The organism is Marivita sp. (assembly GCF_051859345.1).
In the GTDB taxonomy this organism is placed as follows: Bacteria; Pseudomonadota; Alphaproteobacteria; order Rhodobacterales; family Rhodobacteraceae; genus Marivita.
Genome location: NZ_JBHYFV010000038.1, coordinates 1 through 14,687, shown reverse-complemented (window position 1 = coordinate 14,687; position 14,687 = coordinate 1). Strand labels below are relative to the sequence as shown.

Below are 14,687 nucleotides of genomic sequence, written 5' to 3'. Positions count from 1 at the left end.
TCGGCGGCATTGTCCCGCCGGTAACCCTGTTGCATGGTTCAAAGCCCGTTGATGCCGTCAAGCACACCATCCGGCCATAGCTCGGAAAACCGCGAGTTCTGGAAGACCTCCAGCACATGGGTGCGGAAGGCTTCCTTGTCCGGCTCGTAAACCTCCAGGCCTTCGCCCTTGAAGAAATCGACCAGCTGAGACTCCTGGCTGATCGTGTCGGCATCCATCGCATCCTGGAACGAAATCGCGCATTCCTGCACCTTGGCCTGCTGCGCCTCATCCAAGCTGTCCCACTTGGATTCGGACATGGAGAAGACGTTCGAGGCGATCAGGTGACCTGTCAGGATGATCTGGTCCGTCACTTCGTGGAACTTCATCTGCTTGTTTGCCGTCAACGGGTTGTCCTGGCCGTCGATGGCACCGGTCTGCAACGCGGTGTAGACTTCGGTGAAAGCCAGTGGCGTCGGGTTGGCACCAAGAGCCTCGCCAACGAATTGCCAACCCTCACCGCCGGGCATGCGCAGCTTGATACCGTCGAGGTCAGCGGGTGTCATGACCTTGCGGTCGCCGCGAATGTTGACGTGGCGGGTGCCGATATAGGGCCAGGCCAGCACCTTGATGCCGGTGGCGTCTTCCATCTCGTCGATCAGGCTGTCCAGCACGTCACTGTTGAAGGTCGCGCGCATGTGCTCGTAGTCGCGCCACAGGTAGGCCGTGCCCAGGATCGAGGTAGAAGGCACCTGATTGTAGAAATCAAAGATCGCCAGGTTCGCCATGTCGAGGTTGGCACGTTGCATGGCGGTCAGCTCGGTGCCCTGCTTGAACAGCGTCGCGCCGAAATACGGGGAAAACTCGAACCCCTCGCCCAGACAGTCGCCGAAGTTCTCCCTCAGAAGGGTCGAGCGGCGGTCACTTTCTTGCACGGTATCCGAATAGATGATCTCGACCGTTTCGGCCGAGACCGCACTGGCGCTCATTCCGGCCGCCAGGGCCAAAACCAGCGCGCTTGCGGTTCCTTTGTGTATGATACTCATGCGTTCCTCCCTATTACGCATCAAAAGAGGACGGCGAACCGCCCTCATGTGAAGGATTCGAATGCCTCGCGCATCCGATCCACGTCTGGTTCACAACCTGTGAAAAGCTTGAAGGCTCGAACAGCCTGGTAAAGTGCCATTCCCGATCCGGGCAGCACAGCACAGCCCTTGGCGCGCGCGGTGGCCAGAAGCTCTGTCTCCAACGGGAAATAGACGATGTCAGCAACCCAATGTTCCGGGCGGATCGCCTCTTCTGGCAATGGCAATCCGGGCATCTTCTCCATCCCCACAGGGCTGGCGTTGATGATGCCTTGGGCCTGATTGGCAGCCTTGTCTACATCTGTGACAACTTCAGCCCTATGCGGGCCGTAATGTTCGTCCAGCAGGGCCACCAACTCGACCGCAACCTGATCATTCACATCACGAACCGCAAGGCGCGTTACACCTGCATCCAGCAGCGCATGCGCAACGGCACCACCTGCCCCACCGGCGCCCAGCAGGAGCACCCGATCGCGCGGAGCGCCCGGCAGCCCTTGACGCAGGCTTTCGCTGAATCCCCAATGATCAGTGTTGTGACCCGAACGGCGTCCGTCGCGTAGCACAACTGTATTCACCGCACCCACATTGCGGGCCGCTTGCGAGAGTTCATCCATGAGCGGCAGCACCGCGCGCTTGTAAGGATAAGTCACGTTCAGACCATCAAAACCCTCGGCTTCCAGCAACGCCAGGATCTCGGCAGGCTCCTTGGGAAGCTTGCGCACCTGAGAATCGACCAGATGATATTCGTAGGAAAGCCCCGCCGACTTGGCTGCCGCAACATGCATGCGCGGCGTCCGCGTCCCCGCGATACCACTTCCAAGAAGTCCGATTTTCAAGGCGCGGGCCGGGCTTTCGCCTGCCATCGCCACCATTGTGTTGGTCACTGCGGTTCTCCTCCCAGGCGCCGCATCCCTTGACGAGACAATGGACTAGGTGGTTAATTCAGTCAACACTATGTTCGTCACGGTTAAAAATGGTCCTGTAGCATGGGAGGATTACCTTGGTTTCCCGCAGGCAGGCCAATAGGTTACAAGCGGGTAGAACCGGGTGAGAGAGGACGCAAAACATGGGAGAGACGGGCGAGAGAGGCAAGTCCGGAGAATCGCAGCGCGGGGGGTGGAAGCAGAATCCGGATGCTGTGCGCGACAACATTCTTCAGGCCGCCCGAGAAGTCTTCGCCCGCCACGGGCTTTCGGGCGCCCGCATCGACGAAATCGCCCGGCGCACCCGCACGTCGAAACGGATGATCTATTACTACTTCTCCGACAAGGAGACACTGTATCAAGCCGTCCTGGAAGATGCCTACACCCGTATGCGCCACGAAGAAGACGCGCTGGATCTCGGCAAACTCCATCCCGTCGCGGCACTTCGGGAGTTGGCTGAATTTACATTCGAACACCACCGCCACGACACTGATTTCGTTCGCCTGGTGATGATCGAGAACATTCACGACGGCGAGCACATGTCCCGGATCAAATCGATCTCGGGGCAAAACAGTTCGGCCATCTCTCTGTTGGAAGACATCTACGAACGCGGCGTCGATATGGGGCTGTTCCGCCGGGGGCTCTCGGCACCTGAACTGCATTGGCACATCTCGGCGGCTTCGGTCTTCAACGTCTCCAACCGCGCGACCTTCTCGCACATTTTCGGAGACGACATTTTTACGGAACGGGGCCAGCAAAAGCTGCGCCGCCAAGTTGGAGACATGATCCTGGGTATCGCAATGAAACCGGGCCTGTCCGCCGAAACCGATATGCCACGCGCAAGAGAGGAAGCACGCATGATCAATCCAGATATTTTCCCGTTCCTGGAGGTGTGGGACGCGAAATGGGCCACGCTAGTGCCCGAGGCCACGGCCGCCGACCGCCGAGTGCATTTCGAAAGTATCGCTCGCGACATGCGCCTGCCCACACCACCTGAGGTCGAAACGGACGAGGAACACTGGATCGATAGCGACGGCGGTCCCGTGCGCGTGCGTATCTTCCGCCATGCCTCGGGCGGCAGTCAGCCCGCGCTGATCTACATGCATGGCGGCGCCTGGATGCAGGGCAGCCCCGAGACACATTGGGACATTACCGCCCGGATTGCCGCCTGGAACAAGCAAACGGTGATTTCGGTCGACTATGCACTTGCCCCGGAACACCCCTTCCCCGCAGGCTACTTGCAGATCCTTGCCGTAACCCGCTGGGCACATGAAAAGGCCGCCGAACTCGGCATTGATCCCACCCGCATCGCGATCGGCGGCGACAGTGCCGGAGGCAATCTGGCCGCCGCCGTCGCGCTGACAGCCCGCGATGAGGGGATTCCCCTTGCCGGACAGCTTTTGATTTACCCGGCCTGCGACTTTGACCGGTCACGCCCCTCCTACACCGAAAACGCAGAGGGGCCTCTGCTGAAGGTTGCTGCGATGGCGGCAACAAACGCGCTCTATTGTGCGGATGTCGAGCAACTCAACACCGATCCCCGCGTCTCGCCCCTGGCCGCAGAAAGCCATGCCGGCTTGCCGCCTGCCTATGTGGCCGTGGCGCAGAACGACCCGCTACGCGATTCCGGCAATGCCTATGCCGAGGCCATGATAAATGCTGGTGTCCCAGTCACGAGAGAACCAGGCGAGGGCCTCATACACGGTTACCTGCGCTCAATGGAGTACTGCCCCGAGGCGGAAACCCGGCTAAGAGAAATGGCAGCGTGGCTCGACAAGACCGTAAATCAGGCTCAGGCCACATGACCTGATGACGTCTTGCCACTAGTTTTTCTGGTCAACGTCACCAGAAGTACAACAATGCGGCAGGCGCGGCCGTTGAGCCGGATCAGGACAGTGATCGATAACGTGCGAAGCACTTAGGTGTTCAGTCCCGGCATCTGGTGGATCGGGCTTCAGATGACTCGATTTGGCACTGACGACCACGTTTGCCCCCGGTTGGGGTTTCCAGACCATCTCAGGATAAAACCATATCGAAAGTGAACCGCGTTGCTTCAGCGCGGTGTTGTACGAAGGCCAGTTCCTGGTCTTGAACTTCGTAGGGGAGTAACTGCTCATGCCCCTCAGCGATCACGCTGGATTCACACAGTGGATCCCTGACCCGTTTTGTACAACAATGCCGGTTAACCCGCCTTGCGGAAAAAAACGGCCGTTTATGGCGGCGGTGACTGGTGGTTCATGTCTGCTTGCATTGACCAATGAATAAACTGACGCCGACAAAAGCCGCCTGTTTTCCAATGTCGCAATAGCCAGCTCCACGGCAGAGCGCATAGGTCACAGAATTCTCGCGACTGCGCTATTCCTATACCCCGATCTTACCAAGCCTCAGAGTTTCCAAAACTGTCTCACCGGTTTTGGACACATGCTGGTGCATAATTTCACTGGCCGCATCTTGGTCATCGGATTTGAATGCATCGATCAGCGCCTCGTGTGCGGCCATCGCATTGTCCAACCGAGACTGCGAAAATCGTGGTGCAAGATAGCGGCCTCTTTGTGACCTGTTGGTCAACGCCGTATAAGTTGATTTTAGAACATCATGGCGCGCAAATTCGATCAAGTTGCGATGGAAGGTATAGTCGTTCTGAAAACAGCCTTCCCGGTCCTCCGCGCGGTAGCAAGCAATCATGCGGTTGTGGAGATCGACTGTTTGCTGACGCTCGACCTCCGTCATGCGTTTCATCGCCAGACGCACGCCAAGTGCTTCCAATGGCGCAAGAAGGTCGAAAATTTCTTCGATGTCCAACAGGCTGATCTCAGACACCATAGCTCCCTTGTGGGGTTGAATGGTAACCAGGCCCTCAAGCTCAAGGAGCTTCATGGCCTCACGCAGGGGTGTCCGAGATATACCGAGTGATTCGCACAATGCGATCTCATTCAGGCGCTCCAGCGGTTTCAGGTCACCGCCCACAATTTGATCACGGAGAACCCCCGCAACCTGGGAATGGAGGGGAAGTCTTTGAATTTGATCAATTTTGGTCATTTCCGCCGTGATTCCTCCAAATTTCTGAACTGCTTGTTTTCTGCTCACATTGCATGAATTGCGCGCGCAGAAGCTCGGTTTTTTTCATGTTCGCAAAATGCAGAGTTGATTGCTATGACAATTGTGTAATCATATTGCATGCAATTCTACGATCACTGAAAGGAATGTAAGTATGAGACGAATGATAGGCAATCTTGCCTTTGGTGTTGCTGTGGCACTTGCCGGAGCAGCAAGCGCTGATACATCGGCGCGGATCCTGACGCAGATCCTGCCCACCGCCAAGCAATATCCGAACGAAGCTGCGGCCATCGAAGCGCTGAACAACAGCGGCTTTACAGTTCAATACAACAACTATGAAGGCCTGGGGCTGAGCACTGCGGATGGTCTTCGCCTTGTGTCCGACAACACGTTCAATGTTGTCTCCGTCCAAATCGGGACGGCAGCACGCGATGATGCTTTTTTTGAAGGGCTGGACCTCATCGGTGTTTCAACTGATATGGAGAGCCTGAAAGCCGCTGTTGATGCCTATCGTACGCCATTTGATGAACGCTTGGCAGACCGGTTCGATGCAAAAGTGCTGGCACTTTGGCCGTTTGGTCCGCAGGTGTTCTACTGCAATGCAGACGTGGCGAGCGTCGACGATCTGGCATCACTGAAAATCCGCAGCTTCACTCCATCGATGTCAGCTCTGCTAGAATCCTTAGGAGCAAGCCCGGTGACACTGAACTTTGGTGAGGTTTACCCCGCGCTTCAGCGTGGCGTGGCCGACTGTGGCGTCACCTCGCCCACGTCGGGCAACTCTGGCAATTGGCCAGAAGTCACAACCCACCAGATCCCGCTGTCGGTATCGGGGTCTGTGCAGGGTATTTTCGCCAACCTGGGTTGGTGGAACAGCCTCACTGCCGAAGAACAGGCGACCGTTTCAGCGGCCTATGCAGAGCTTGAAGAGGCGCAGTGGGCGCTTGCCAGCACCATCAACGACGACGCGATCACCTGCAACACGGGCGGCGCAAGCTGCAGCGAACACAACGCTTTTTCGATGGAACTTGTCGACGTGACTGCCGCCGACCTTGAACGCGTCAAAGCCGCGGCGACCGATGTCGTCCTTCCGGACTGGGCCGCGCGTTGCGAAGCGACGTATCCCGGATGTGTCGATATCTGGAACGACACCGTCGGTGCCGCTCGTGGCATTACTGCCGTTCTCAACTAAGCGAACAAGATAGGTGAAGAAATGAGACTGGAAGAACGTATCGCGCGGCCCATCGCACTTGCTGCGGGGTACGTTCTCTTGGCGCAAGCTATTGTTACTGCAATTGAAATCGTGTCGCGCAAGATCTTCAATCATTCACTGCAGGGGGTGGATGAACTGGGGGGCTATGCGTTGGCGATCACTGCGACAATTGGCTTTGGTTATGCCGTGATCACACACGCACACACGCGCATTGATCTGGTGATCAAACGCCTGCCCGGCGCCGCCTTGGCAGGCCTGCATATGTTGGCCGCACTTGTGATGCTTGGCGTCGCCTCCGGCATGCTATGGTTCGGGATCAGAACGTTACGGCAGTCTATTCGCCTAGGGTCAACGGCGACAACGCCGCTGCAAACACCACTTTGGATTCCACAGACCCTTTGGGTCATTGGGCTCGTGCTGTTCGTCGTTCTTTCATTTGTTGTTGTCTTCCGCTGTGCGGTCTTGCTGGCGCGCGGAGACACACGCGGCATCGATGCCGAAATGAAGGCGCAATCGTCCGAACAACAGGAACTGGATGCCGCTGGTATCTCGATTGATCCGACCCGAAAGGACAAATGATGGTCAGTATCGGCGTTATCGCATTCGGCTTTTTATGCGTTCTGGGCCTTCTTATGATTGGCCTGCACGTCGCAGCCGTTATGGTTGTCACCGCCCTGATTGGTGTTGTCTGGGGAATTGGCCCCATGATGCTGAACTCCGTCGGCAACCTGATGTGGGGCAAGATGAATAGCTTTGTTCTGACAGCCATCCCACTCTATATTCTAATGGGCGAAATCCTCGTAAAATCACAGATCGCCGAGCGCATGTACCGTTCGCTCACCGATTGGGTGCAATGGTTGCCAGGCAAGCTTTTGCATTCCAACATCGCTGCGTCCACGATGTTTTCGGCGATCTCGGGGTCTTCGGTGGCCACCGCAGCCACGATCAGCACTGTCGCTTTGCCAACTTTTCGAGAGCAACGATACGATGAACGCTGGGTTGCGGGCTCCATCGCTAGTGGCGCGACGCTTGGCATCCTGATCCCGCCCTCTATCAATTTTATCATCTATGGTGCCATAACCGATACCTCCATTGGCGATCTGTTTCTGGCCGGTATTATTCCGGGTCTAATGTTGGCTTTGTCGTTCTTTGTCATTATCGCGATCAGCGCCGCCATTTGGCCTGCAATCACGGGATCGGCCCAAGGCGTCACCATTGACCGGGCGGGTCGCTGGTCCCGGCTGATAGACCTGATCGGTCCGTCGGTGATTTTCGTCACGATCATTGGCAGCATTTACGGTGGCTGGGCCACGCCAACCGAAGCCGCAGCTGTTGGTGTTGTCGCCTCATTGGGCCTTGCGGCATATTACGGCAAGCTCAACTTCACGATGCTGCATGACAGCCTGTTGGCGACCGTACGGATTACGGCGATGATCCTGCTGGTGCTGGTCGGCGCATTCTTCCTCAACTTTTCAATGGGCGTACTGGGAATTCCCGATCAGGTCGCAGGCTTTATCACCTCTCTAGAGGTGCAGCCCATCACGTTGATCCTTTATTTGGTGCTTCTTTATCTTATCTTGGGCTGCTTTCTTGACGCGCTTGCCATGATGATCACAACAATCCCCGTACTGTTCCCCGTTGTCGTCGCAATCGGATATGATCCGGTCTGGTTCGGCGTCTTTCTTGTCATCATGTGTGAGTTGGCCCTGCTGACGCCGCCAGTCGGCATGAACCTCTATATCGTGCAAGGCGTCCGCAATCGTGGCAGCATTGTCGAGGTCATTCAGGGTGTGTTGCCATTCTTTGTTGGTATTCTTTCGCTGGTTGTATTGATCACTGTCTGGCCCGAAATTGTTACTTGGCTGCCCAACTCCCTTCGGTAAAGGTAAAATGTTGGCCGAAAGCCGTTCTGTGCATCCGCTGAAAAGACTGGCTCAATAGAATATTGCGCCAATACTCATGTGTTAGAGAAACCGGCGGACCGTCCGTCTTTGCCTTTCAAACAGGAGCGGTCGTTGGCGCAGATGCAGTGAGGGCGCACTGTGTCCGCTCTGCCGACCTTCACCCTTCGAAAATGCTGCGGGACGACGCGAAGACCTTGTTGAGGCAGTTGCAGGGTGGCCACTACTCTTCAAGCGTCCTGCCGAAACACTGCCTAGGAACGCGGGCTGCTGTCCTTGACCCTAGGCTGACCGTCTAGAATGTGGCCGCTTGACCACCATGTTTTGCCCACTCTCGGGTGCCCACATCGATCCGATCAAATGGCCGCTGCTTGGTGTCGAGGATCCTGCTGGACGGAACGCGGGACTGCATCTTGAGATTGAGCGCGCTTGTGCGATGTGCTGCAGAGTGCTCTCAAATAAGGGTCAAAGGCAAATTGACTTCAAGGACTGCCGCGTTACGCGGCGACGTTCATCTGCAAGATACAATGTTCCGCGATCTGTGAGCGGGTCGTGATCCAAACGCCTTCCTCAAGAACGCAAAGCGCTGCAATCTTATCTATGGCCCAAGCGGCAGCGGGGCGGCCGTAGCAATGCCCGTGCGCGAAAATGTCAAGAATAATGGTCTCTGCGGGCGCAGACTTAATACCGTCGAGCGCCTCGGCGAACAGGTCTACGAACTGGCCCGGCGTGCGTCCGAACCGCATGGCGTGTGACAGGTCGTTGAACTCCACCGACATTGGAATCGCGAGGATCTCGCCCTCTGGGAAACGCTGCATGTAGGGGAGGTCTTGGTCCAGTGCGTCGCCATGCCACCGGTAACCTGCGCGGACCAGCCGCTGCTGGCTTTCAATCGTCGAGGTTACGCGCGGGCTAACCCAACCATATGGGCGCACGCCCGTCGCCGCTTCGATGAGGGCTGTGCTGCGGTCGATGGAGTCGCTGTCCTGATCAGGTGTCAGTGTCGGCCCAAGCAAGTCCTGCGCGTAGGAATGGGCAACAACGTCGTGGCCCGCCTGCGCGATCGCCTTTACCATTTGCGGCTGATGTTCAGCTACCTTGCCCGAGGTCAGAACGCTGCCAGAAATCCCGTGTCGTTCAAGAATGTCCAGAAGCCGCCGGCTGCCGACGGCGGCATTGTAGCGGCCGTATGAGTCGGCATTCGGGTCGAATATACCGTCAGCAAGAACATTGCCCATCGGCCCGACGCCCGACGCAACGCCGTCTGACCACATCTCGTAGGCGACGTTGAACACTACAGCGATCCGCTTGCCTTCTGGCCAGCAAAAACCGGAAGGCATCAGACCTATTTCCAAAGCATGTCCTTCGTCTGACATTGTCTTCCCTTCACACAGTTTCTTCCGACATTTCCCGACTAGAACGCTGTCTTGGGCATGTTGACGCCCGATTGCGCACCGATCAAGCCTTTTGGATACACTGTGCACATGTCTAGGCATGGCGTTGCAGCATGAAACCGATCGCTCCAATGACCAGCCGCGTCAGACTGTGCAGCACGATTGTCAGCCGCCGTCAGCTCCTCGGTCTCGAAGAGTCTCGTCTGGCTCACAGAGGCAGCCTTGTTGGCGACGGCCCGACCCACGACGACCTGTCGGATCGACCCCGAGCGAGCGCCAGATGTTCCACATCATCTGGCTATCTGAGGTGTGAAATCGACAAGTTAATTGGGAAATACCGGCATAAACAGTCAGCGGGAAGCTTGAACGATCTCGATTTCTGCAGCATGCAGCGACTGCGCTTGTCTACAGAACATCCCACGGGCTACATTGTTCACGGAGAAACAAACCATGACCAAGGATTTGCTCAGCGAGGAAGAGACGGTCGCAAGCGCGATTGAACTCGATATCATTTTTGGGCGTCTCGGACCGGGTGAACGTCTTCGTGAAGAGACCATCGCCCGCGACAAAAACGCATCACGCCATCATGTACGATCGGCGCTGATGATCCTTGAACGTTCAGGAATTGTCACGCGGGAGCGCAACAAAGGCGCTCATGTGCGCGCCTATTCTGCCGACCAAGTCCGTCAACTCTACGATGTGCGCGAAATGCTGACGCGGCAAGCTGCGCTCAAAATCAAGCTGCCCGCAAGCGCCGACGATATTGCGATGGTGCAGACGTTGCAGGACGATTACGAGTCCGCGATCGAGCGTCACTCGTTATCTGGTATTCACGCAACGAACGACGCTTTTCACGTGGGATTGTTCGCGTTGTGCAATAATCCGTATCTTGTCGATCTGCTGAAGCGCTCAATGGATATGACTTATGTCATCCGAGCAGCAGACATGAGCAACACCGAACGACTGCTTGCAGCAAGGGACGAACATAGGGCCATGATCAACCTCTTGCGCGGCAGTGATTCTTGGGCGCTTTCCGAACTCTGCGTTCAACACTTGCGACCCAGCGCAAAGCACTACCTTACTCTACTTGAGGCCGAGGAGGTTGAGGCTCCGAAAACGCATAGGCCTGCTCGATCAATTCGAGAGTCTTGAGGTTATCCTCAACCTGTTTGCGGAAAGTTGCTGGATCGCCTTTGAGTACCGCGTCCAGGAAATGAGCAATCATGCCGTAATAAGACGCAGAGTAATCTGCGACCAGGTCGACCTGTTCCTCCTTCACGATGCGATTGCCGGAAAGCAGTCTCAGCTGATCCTTGAACAGAGTAATACCGCCCAAAGTCCCTTGGATGTGCAGTTCATCCTGAAGGCCGCCCGGAGCGCCGTGCGTCCGAAAATCCCCGATGACCGACACTGCCGCACCGTTCGCCGAGAACAAAAGACTAGCCCGGTCCTCTCCGCGCACAACGGCCGAATCTGTTCCTGATACGGCTCCCAGCAACGTCATATCCCCCAAGACCGAGCGCAAGGCATCGACATGGTGAATCATGACCTCCATCAGCAACATCCGGTCGAGATCGGCGAGCATTGGCTGGCGTTGCAGCGCTGGAAACTGGCCGTCGGAATTCTGTATCATCCCCGAGGTCCGCGCCAGCATCAGAACCTGCCGGACACTTCCGATACGGCCCTCTTCGATCCAGTTACGCATCTTTAGGTAGTGAGGACGGTACCGCCAGTTCTCGTGCACCATCAGGCGGACGTCAGGCGCCAGTTCGTCGACCAAATCGCGCGCCTCCTGCAGTGTTGGCGCGAGCGGTTTCTGACAGATAACCGCAAGCCCCTTGCGCGCTGCAAGCCGGATCGAATTGGTATGGTGTTGACGCGGGTTGGCCACATCAACGGCGTCGACATCGACCGAGGCCAGCATTTCTGCTTCAGAGGCAAATTTCTGTGGGACACCCCATCGGTTTGCGCGTTCTGCCAAGACTTTGGTGTCAGGGTCGGCGATCGCCTCTACCGCCACGGCATTTCCCATTTCACGATAGGCGGCGAGGTGATGCTCGGTGACCCAGCCGGCCCCTACAAGCGCGATCCTGATAGGTCTCATTGACAACAATCCTTCTTCTATATTCGGCAAAAATACGGTATTATAGGAAATAAGGGAAGATTTAGTTCATTTTTGTTGACAAACTTGAAGCGCTTGCCCAGTTTTGAGATAATGGAAAGATGAAGGATCCCTAACATGCAATGCACAGGATTATGGCCGCGAGCAGCGACTCCGTTCGACGCTGACTTGCGCGTCGACACGCCCGCCCTGTTGCATCATTGTCGTTCATTGCTGGCAAACGACGCCAACAGTATCGCACCACTGAGGATCACAAGCGAGGCCAACAGTCATACCCTGAATGAACGTCTTGCAATTCTGGATGCGCCGCTCGACGGGGGTATCCCAGCGGAAAAGATCATGCTTGGTACGGGCACCTGTGCAGTCGGCGACGTTGTTGCCTTAAGTGCCAAGGCCTCGAACGACAGCTGCACCGCTGTGTTGCTGCGGCCTCCGTACTTTTGCAAGGCTGTACGCGGTGAACGCTATGGCAGGCCAGGCTGGGCCCGAAAGCGTCCACCCCTGACGCAGATGTCAGTGAACGCTGGCCTGGCTCATGCCGATCCGTTCATGTCTGAAACGACGGCAACATGAACGAAGACAGAAAAATGGGATTCGCCAGTAGGCTGACGGCCTACGGCGACGACGGATTTGCCCAGTTCCTGCGGAACAGTTTTCTGATGGCCAAGGGTTTCGGCCCTGATGCACTGGACAAACCCGTGGTAGCGATCTGCGATACTGGCTCGGACTTCAATCCCTGTCACGCTACCTCGCCCCAACTTGTCGAGGCAATTTCGCGTGGCGTCATGATGGCCGGCGGGTTGCCAATGGTCTTTCCGACCATCTCGTTGCACGAGAGCTTTGCCCACCCAACTTCGATGTTCCTGCGCAATCTCATGTCAATGGACACGGAGGAGATGCTCAAGGCGCTACCGCTGGACTCCTCGGTCCTGATAGGCGGCTGTGACAAGACAATTCCGGCCCAACTCATGGGTGCAATCAGCGCCAACGTTCCCACATTGTCAGTCGCCGTCGGCCCAATGCTGACCGGCTCTCACCAAGGCGAACGGCTGGGCGCCTGCACCGATTGTCGTCGACTTTGGGTGGAACACCGCGCCGGATCAATGACCACAGACGAACTGCATGCGGCACAGACGCAACTCATGGCGTCACAGGGCACCTGCATGGTAATGGGAACCGCCAGCACGATGGCTTGCCTGTCGGAGGTGCTTGGCTTCATGCTTCCTGGCGGTGCGAGCATTCCGGCCGTGCATTCCGAACGCCTTCGCCACGCCGAGCAATCCGGCCGTCGCGCGGTCGAAATGGCCAGGAAAGGCGCGCCCAAACCGCAAGACATCGTGACAGAGGCAAGCCTTCGCAATGCCTGCACAGTGCTACAAGCACTCGGCGGATCAACCAATGCTACGATACATCTTGCAGCTATGGCGGGCCGGCTGGGGCTTAGGTTGGATCTTGACGAACTGGACGCACTCGGACGGCGCACGCCGATCTTGGCCGACCTGAAACCAGTCGGTCGGCTTTACATGCAGGATTTTCACGCAGCTGGCGGGCTTCCCGCATTGTTGCGTGAACTTGCCGCCGCAAACCTGTTCGATACCAAGACACCTGCTGCCGACGGCCGAACATGGGAAGACGTGTTGGATGACTGGCCAGCGTGGTGCGACACAGAGGTCATCCGCAATCGAAACCGGCCCGTGACAGAGGGCGGTGCAATTGCCGTACTGCGTGGCAGCCTGGTCCCCGGAGGAGCAATCATAAAGCAAGCAGCGATGTCGAAGGACCTGAAGGCGCACGAGGGACCGGCGCTGGTTTTCGACGGGCTCGCGGATCTGGACGCGCGCATTGATCACCCCGATCTGGAGGTCACAGAGAACCACGTTCTGGTCTTGCGTAATATTGGGCCGGTGGGCGCTCCTGGAATGCCCGAAGCTGGTCTGATCCCGATTCCGCGAAAGCTCGCAAGAACCGGTGTGCGCGACATGGTTCGGATTTCGGATGCGCGGATGTCTGGCACAGCCTATGGCGCAGTGGTCCTTCACGCTTCGCCCGAGGCGGCCGTCGGCGGTCCACTGGCGCTGGTTCGTGATGGAGATAGAATACGTCTCAATGTCGAAGAGCGGACTCTCGATCTACTCGTGGACGATGCCGAGCTGGATCGCCGCCGCGCCGATTGGGTGGCACCGGAACCGCCCCGCCGAGGCTATGCTCGGTTGTTCGCCGACACGGTCCAGCAGGCCGAATTTGGCTGCGACTTCGCTTTCTTAACCTATGAGCCCGACGATGGAAAACCCGGGTCACCTCTTGGTGGAATCAACACTGAAGGCCTTGTCTGACCGTCTTGCTAAAGCTGGCATCCATCAGTCGCGCGTCGACTTTAGGGAAATCTCAAGAACCTCGCGCCTTGAGCGGCGTGGGATAGACTGGTGAGGACGCAACAGGATCCCACCGAAGCAAGAAATGCTGGGCCCCGGGGCGCGTCCACCTTTGCAATTCTAGATCCAACCCCTGGCTTCTGCGTTGACGTAATGCAGGATTAGCCCAGCGACCGTGCCGCGTGCCGGGCAAGCTGCCCCGAAAGTGTAGTTCCATTTGTAGCGTGTATCGCGAGGCGCGCGTGGTCGGTTGAAGGCCGATTGTTGGAACGACCATGAGGCCTGGCAGAAACGCGTCGAGCGCTTGACCAATTTTAGGGCTCCGCGAGGGGCAGATCAGCCGGCAAATCCTTCAGCCGCCGATGTCGCCATCCGTGACGTCGGCGTGAATGCAAACCACAGTCTGTGTGCTGATGCCTGGAGGTGCCGGATACAAGCCTCCCGCCGGGATCACTTCGCTGAACGCTTTGAATCGAAACATCGCTTTCAGGTGATCAGTGCTTTTTCGAACTCACGACTATCCCTCGCGAATTTTCCAGTTTCAGGATAGTTGCGCCATACAGATTGAGGCAGAATCCAATTAAAGGCTATGTAACACCCAGATCCACAAGCGCTTCGGAATCCGGCTGTGACCTCACGGT

11 protein-coding genes and 1 pseudogene are annotated in these 14,687 nt (G+C 57.1%); 6 read left to right on the top strand and 6 right to left on the bottom strand.

Annotated elements, in window-relative coordinates:
• Positions 1-38 precede the first annotated feature (38 nt).
• Positions 39-1,025 (bottom strand): TRAP transporter substrate-binding protein DctP, encoded by a 987-nt coding sequence (gene dctP, locus ACTIEN_RS18200; protein WP_439524575.1) that lies wholly within the window; start codon positions 1,023-1,025, stop codon positions 39-41.
• A 44-nt stretch (positions 1,026-1,069) separates the two neighbouring features.
• Positions 1,070-1,948 (bottom strand): shikimate dehydrogenase, encoded by an 879-nt coding sequence (locus ACTIEN_RS18195; protein ID WP_439524574.1) that lies wholly within the window; start codon positions 1,946-1,948, stop codon positions 1,070-1,072.
• A 182-nt stretch (positions 1,949-2,130) separates the two neighbouring features.
• Here ACTIEN_RS18195 and ACTIEN_RS18190 point away from each other — a divergent pair, with 182 nt between their 5' ends.
• On the top strand, positions 2,131-3,792 hold the full coding sequence (locus tag ACTIEN_RS18190; RefSeq protein ID WP_439524573.1) for an alpha/beta hydrolase fold domain-containing protein: 1,662 nt from the start codon (positions 2,131-2,133) through the stop codon (positions 3,790-3,792).
• A 169-nt stretch (positions 3,793-3,961) separates the two neighbouring features.
• Here the strand turns inward: ACTIEN_RS18190 and ACTIEN_RS18185 are convergent.
• Both ACTIEN_RS18185 and ACTIEN_RS18180 read right to left on the bottom strand, forming a co-directional pair.
• Positions 3,962-4,104, bottom strand: a pseudogene (locus tag ACTIEN_RS18185) (IS5/IS1182 family transposase); the annotation flags it as partial.
• A gap of 244 nt (positions 4,105-4,348) precedes the next feature.
• Complete coding sequence (locus ACTIEN_RS18180) at positions 4,349-5,026, bottom strand: GntR family transcriptional regulator (RefSeq protein WP_439524572.1); 678 nt, start codon at positions 5,024-5,026, stop codon at positions 4,349-4,351.
• 172 nt (positions 5,027-5,198) lie between these two features.
• Here ACTIEN_RS18180 and ACTIEN_RS18175 point away from each other — a divergent pair, with 172 nt between their 5' ends.
• From ACTIEN_RS18175 to ACTIEN_RS18165, 3 genes are read left to right on the top strand one after another with little or no spacing between them, the layout of a single operon-like run.
• Entirely contained in the window at positions 5,199-6,236 is a 1,038-nt protein-coding gene (locus ACTIEN_RS18175) for a TRAP transporter substrate-binding protein (RefSeq protein ID WP_439524571.1), read from the top strand.
• 21 nt (positions 6,237-6,257) lie between these two features.
• Positions 6,258-6,836 (top strand): TRAP transporter small permease subunit, encoded by a 579-nt coding sequence (locus tag ACTIEN_RS18170; protein ID WP_439524570.1) that lies wholly within the window; start codon positions 6,258-6,260, stop codon positions 6,834-6,836.
• On the top strand, positions 6,833-8,140 hold the full coding sequence (locus ACTIEN_RS18165; RefSeq protein ID WP_439524569.1) for a TRAP transporter large permease: 1,308 nt from the start codon (positions 6,833-6,835) through the stop codon (positions 8,138-8,140). Before ACTIEN_RS18170 ends, ACTIEN_RS18165 begins: the two co-directional genes overlap by 4 nt.
• A 515-nt stretch (positions 8,141-8,655) precedes the next feature.
• Here ACTIEN_RS18165 and ACTIEN_RS18160 read toward each other — a convergent pair.
• The gene (locus tag ACTIEN_RS18160; RefSeq protein WP_439524568.1) at positions 8,656-9,534 is read right to left on the bottom strand and encodes a polysaccharide deacetylase family protein; all 879 of its coding nucleotides are present in this window, start codon (positions 9,532-9,534) and stop codon (positions 8,656-8,658) included.
• 468 nt (positions 9,535-10,002) lie between these two features.
• Here ACTIEN_RS18160 and ACTIEN_RS18155 point away from each other — a divergent pair, with 468 nt between their 5' ends.
• Complete coding sequence (locus ACTIEN_RS18155; protein ID WP_439524567.1) at positions 10,003-10,704, top strand: GntR family transcriptional regulator; 702 nt, start codon at positions 10,003-10,005, stop codon at positions 10,702-10,704.
• Here the strand turns inward: ACTIEN_RS18155 and ACTIEN_RS18150 are convergent.
• A complete protein-coding gene (locus ACTIEN_RS18150) occupies positions 10,631-11,656 on the bottom strand; it encodes a Gfo/Idh/MocA family protein (protein ID WP_439524566.1) in 1,026 nt (341 codons plus the stop codon). The genes ACTIEN_RS18155 and ACTIEN_RS18150 overlap by 74 nt on opposite strands.
• A gap of 605 nt (positions 11,657-12,261) precedes the next feature.
• Between ACTIEN_RS18150 and ACTIEN_RS18145 the strand changes: the two genes are divergently transcribed.
• A complete protein-coding gene (locus ACTIEN_RS18145) occupies positions 12,262-14,007 on the top strand; it encodes a dihydroxy-acid dehydratase (RefSeq protein ID WP_439524565.1) in 1,746 nt (581 codons plus the stop codon).
• The last annotated feature ends 680 nt before the right edge of the window (positions 14,008-14,687 follow it).

Coding starts and splice junctions, on each gene's coding strand:
- dctP (WP_439524575.1), bottom strand. CDS start 1,025: ATGAGTATCATACACAAAGGAACCGCAAGCGCGCTGGTTTTGGCCCTG.
- ACTIEN_RS18190 (WP_439524573.1), top strand. CDS start 2,131: ATGGGAGAGACGGGCGAGAGAGGCAAGTCCGGAGAATCGCAGCGCGGG.
- ACTIEN_RS18180 (WP_439524572.1), bottom strand. CDS start 5,026: ATGACCAAAATTGATCAAATTCAAAGACTTCCCCTCCATTCCCAGGTT.
- ACTIEN_RS18175 (WP_439524571.1), top strand. CDS start 5,199: ATGAGACGAATGATAGGCAATCTTGCCTTTGGTGTTGCTGTGGCACTT.
- ACTIEN_RS18170 (WP_439524570.1), top strand. CDS start 6,258: ATGAGACTGGAAGAACGTATCGCGCGGCCCATCGCACTTGCTGCGGGG.
- ACTIEN_RS18165 (WP_439524569.1), top strand. CDS start 6,833: ATGATGGTCAGTATCGGCGTTATCGCATTCGGCTTTTTATGCGTTCTG.
- ACTIEN_RS18160 (WP_439524568.1), bottom strand. CDS start 9,534: ATGTCAGACGAAGGACATGCTTTGGAAATAGGTCTGATGCCTTCCGGT.
- ACTIEN_RS18155 (WP_439524567.1), top strand. CDS start 10,003: ATGACCAAGGATTTGCTCAGCGAGGAAGAGACGGTCGCAAGCGCGATT.
- ACTIEN_RS18150 (WP_439524566.1), bottom strand. CDS start 11,656: ATGAGACCTATCAGGATCGCGCTTGTAGGGGCCGGCTGGGTCACCGAG.
- ACTIEN_RS18145 (WP_439524565.1), top strand. CDS start 12,262: ATGGGATTCGCCAGTAGGCTGACGGCCTACGGCGACGACGGATTTGCC.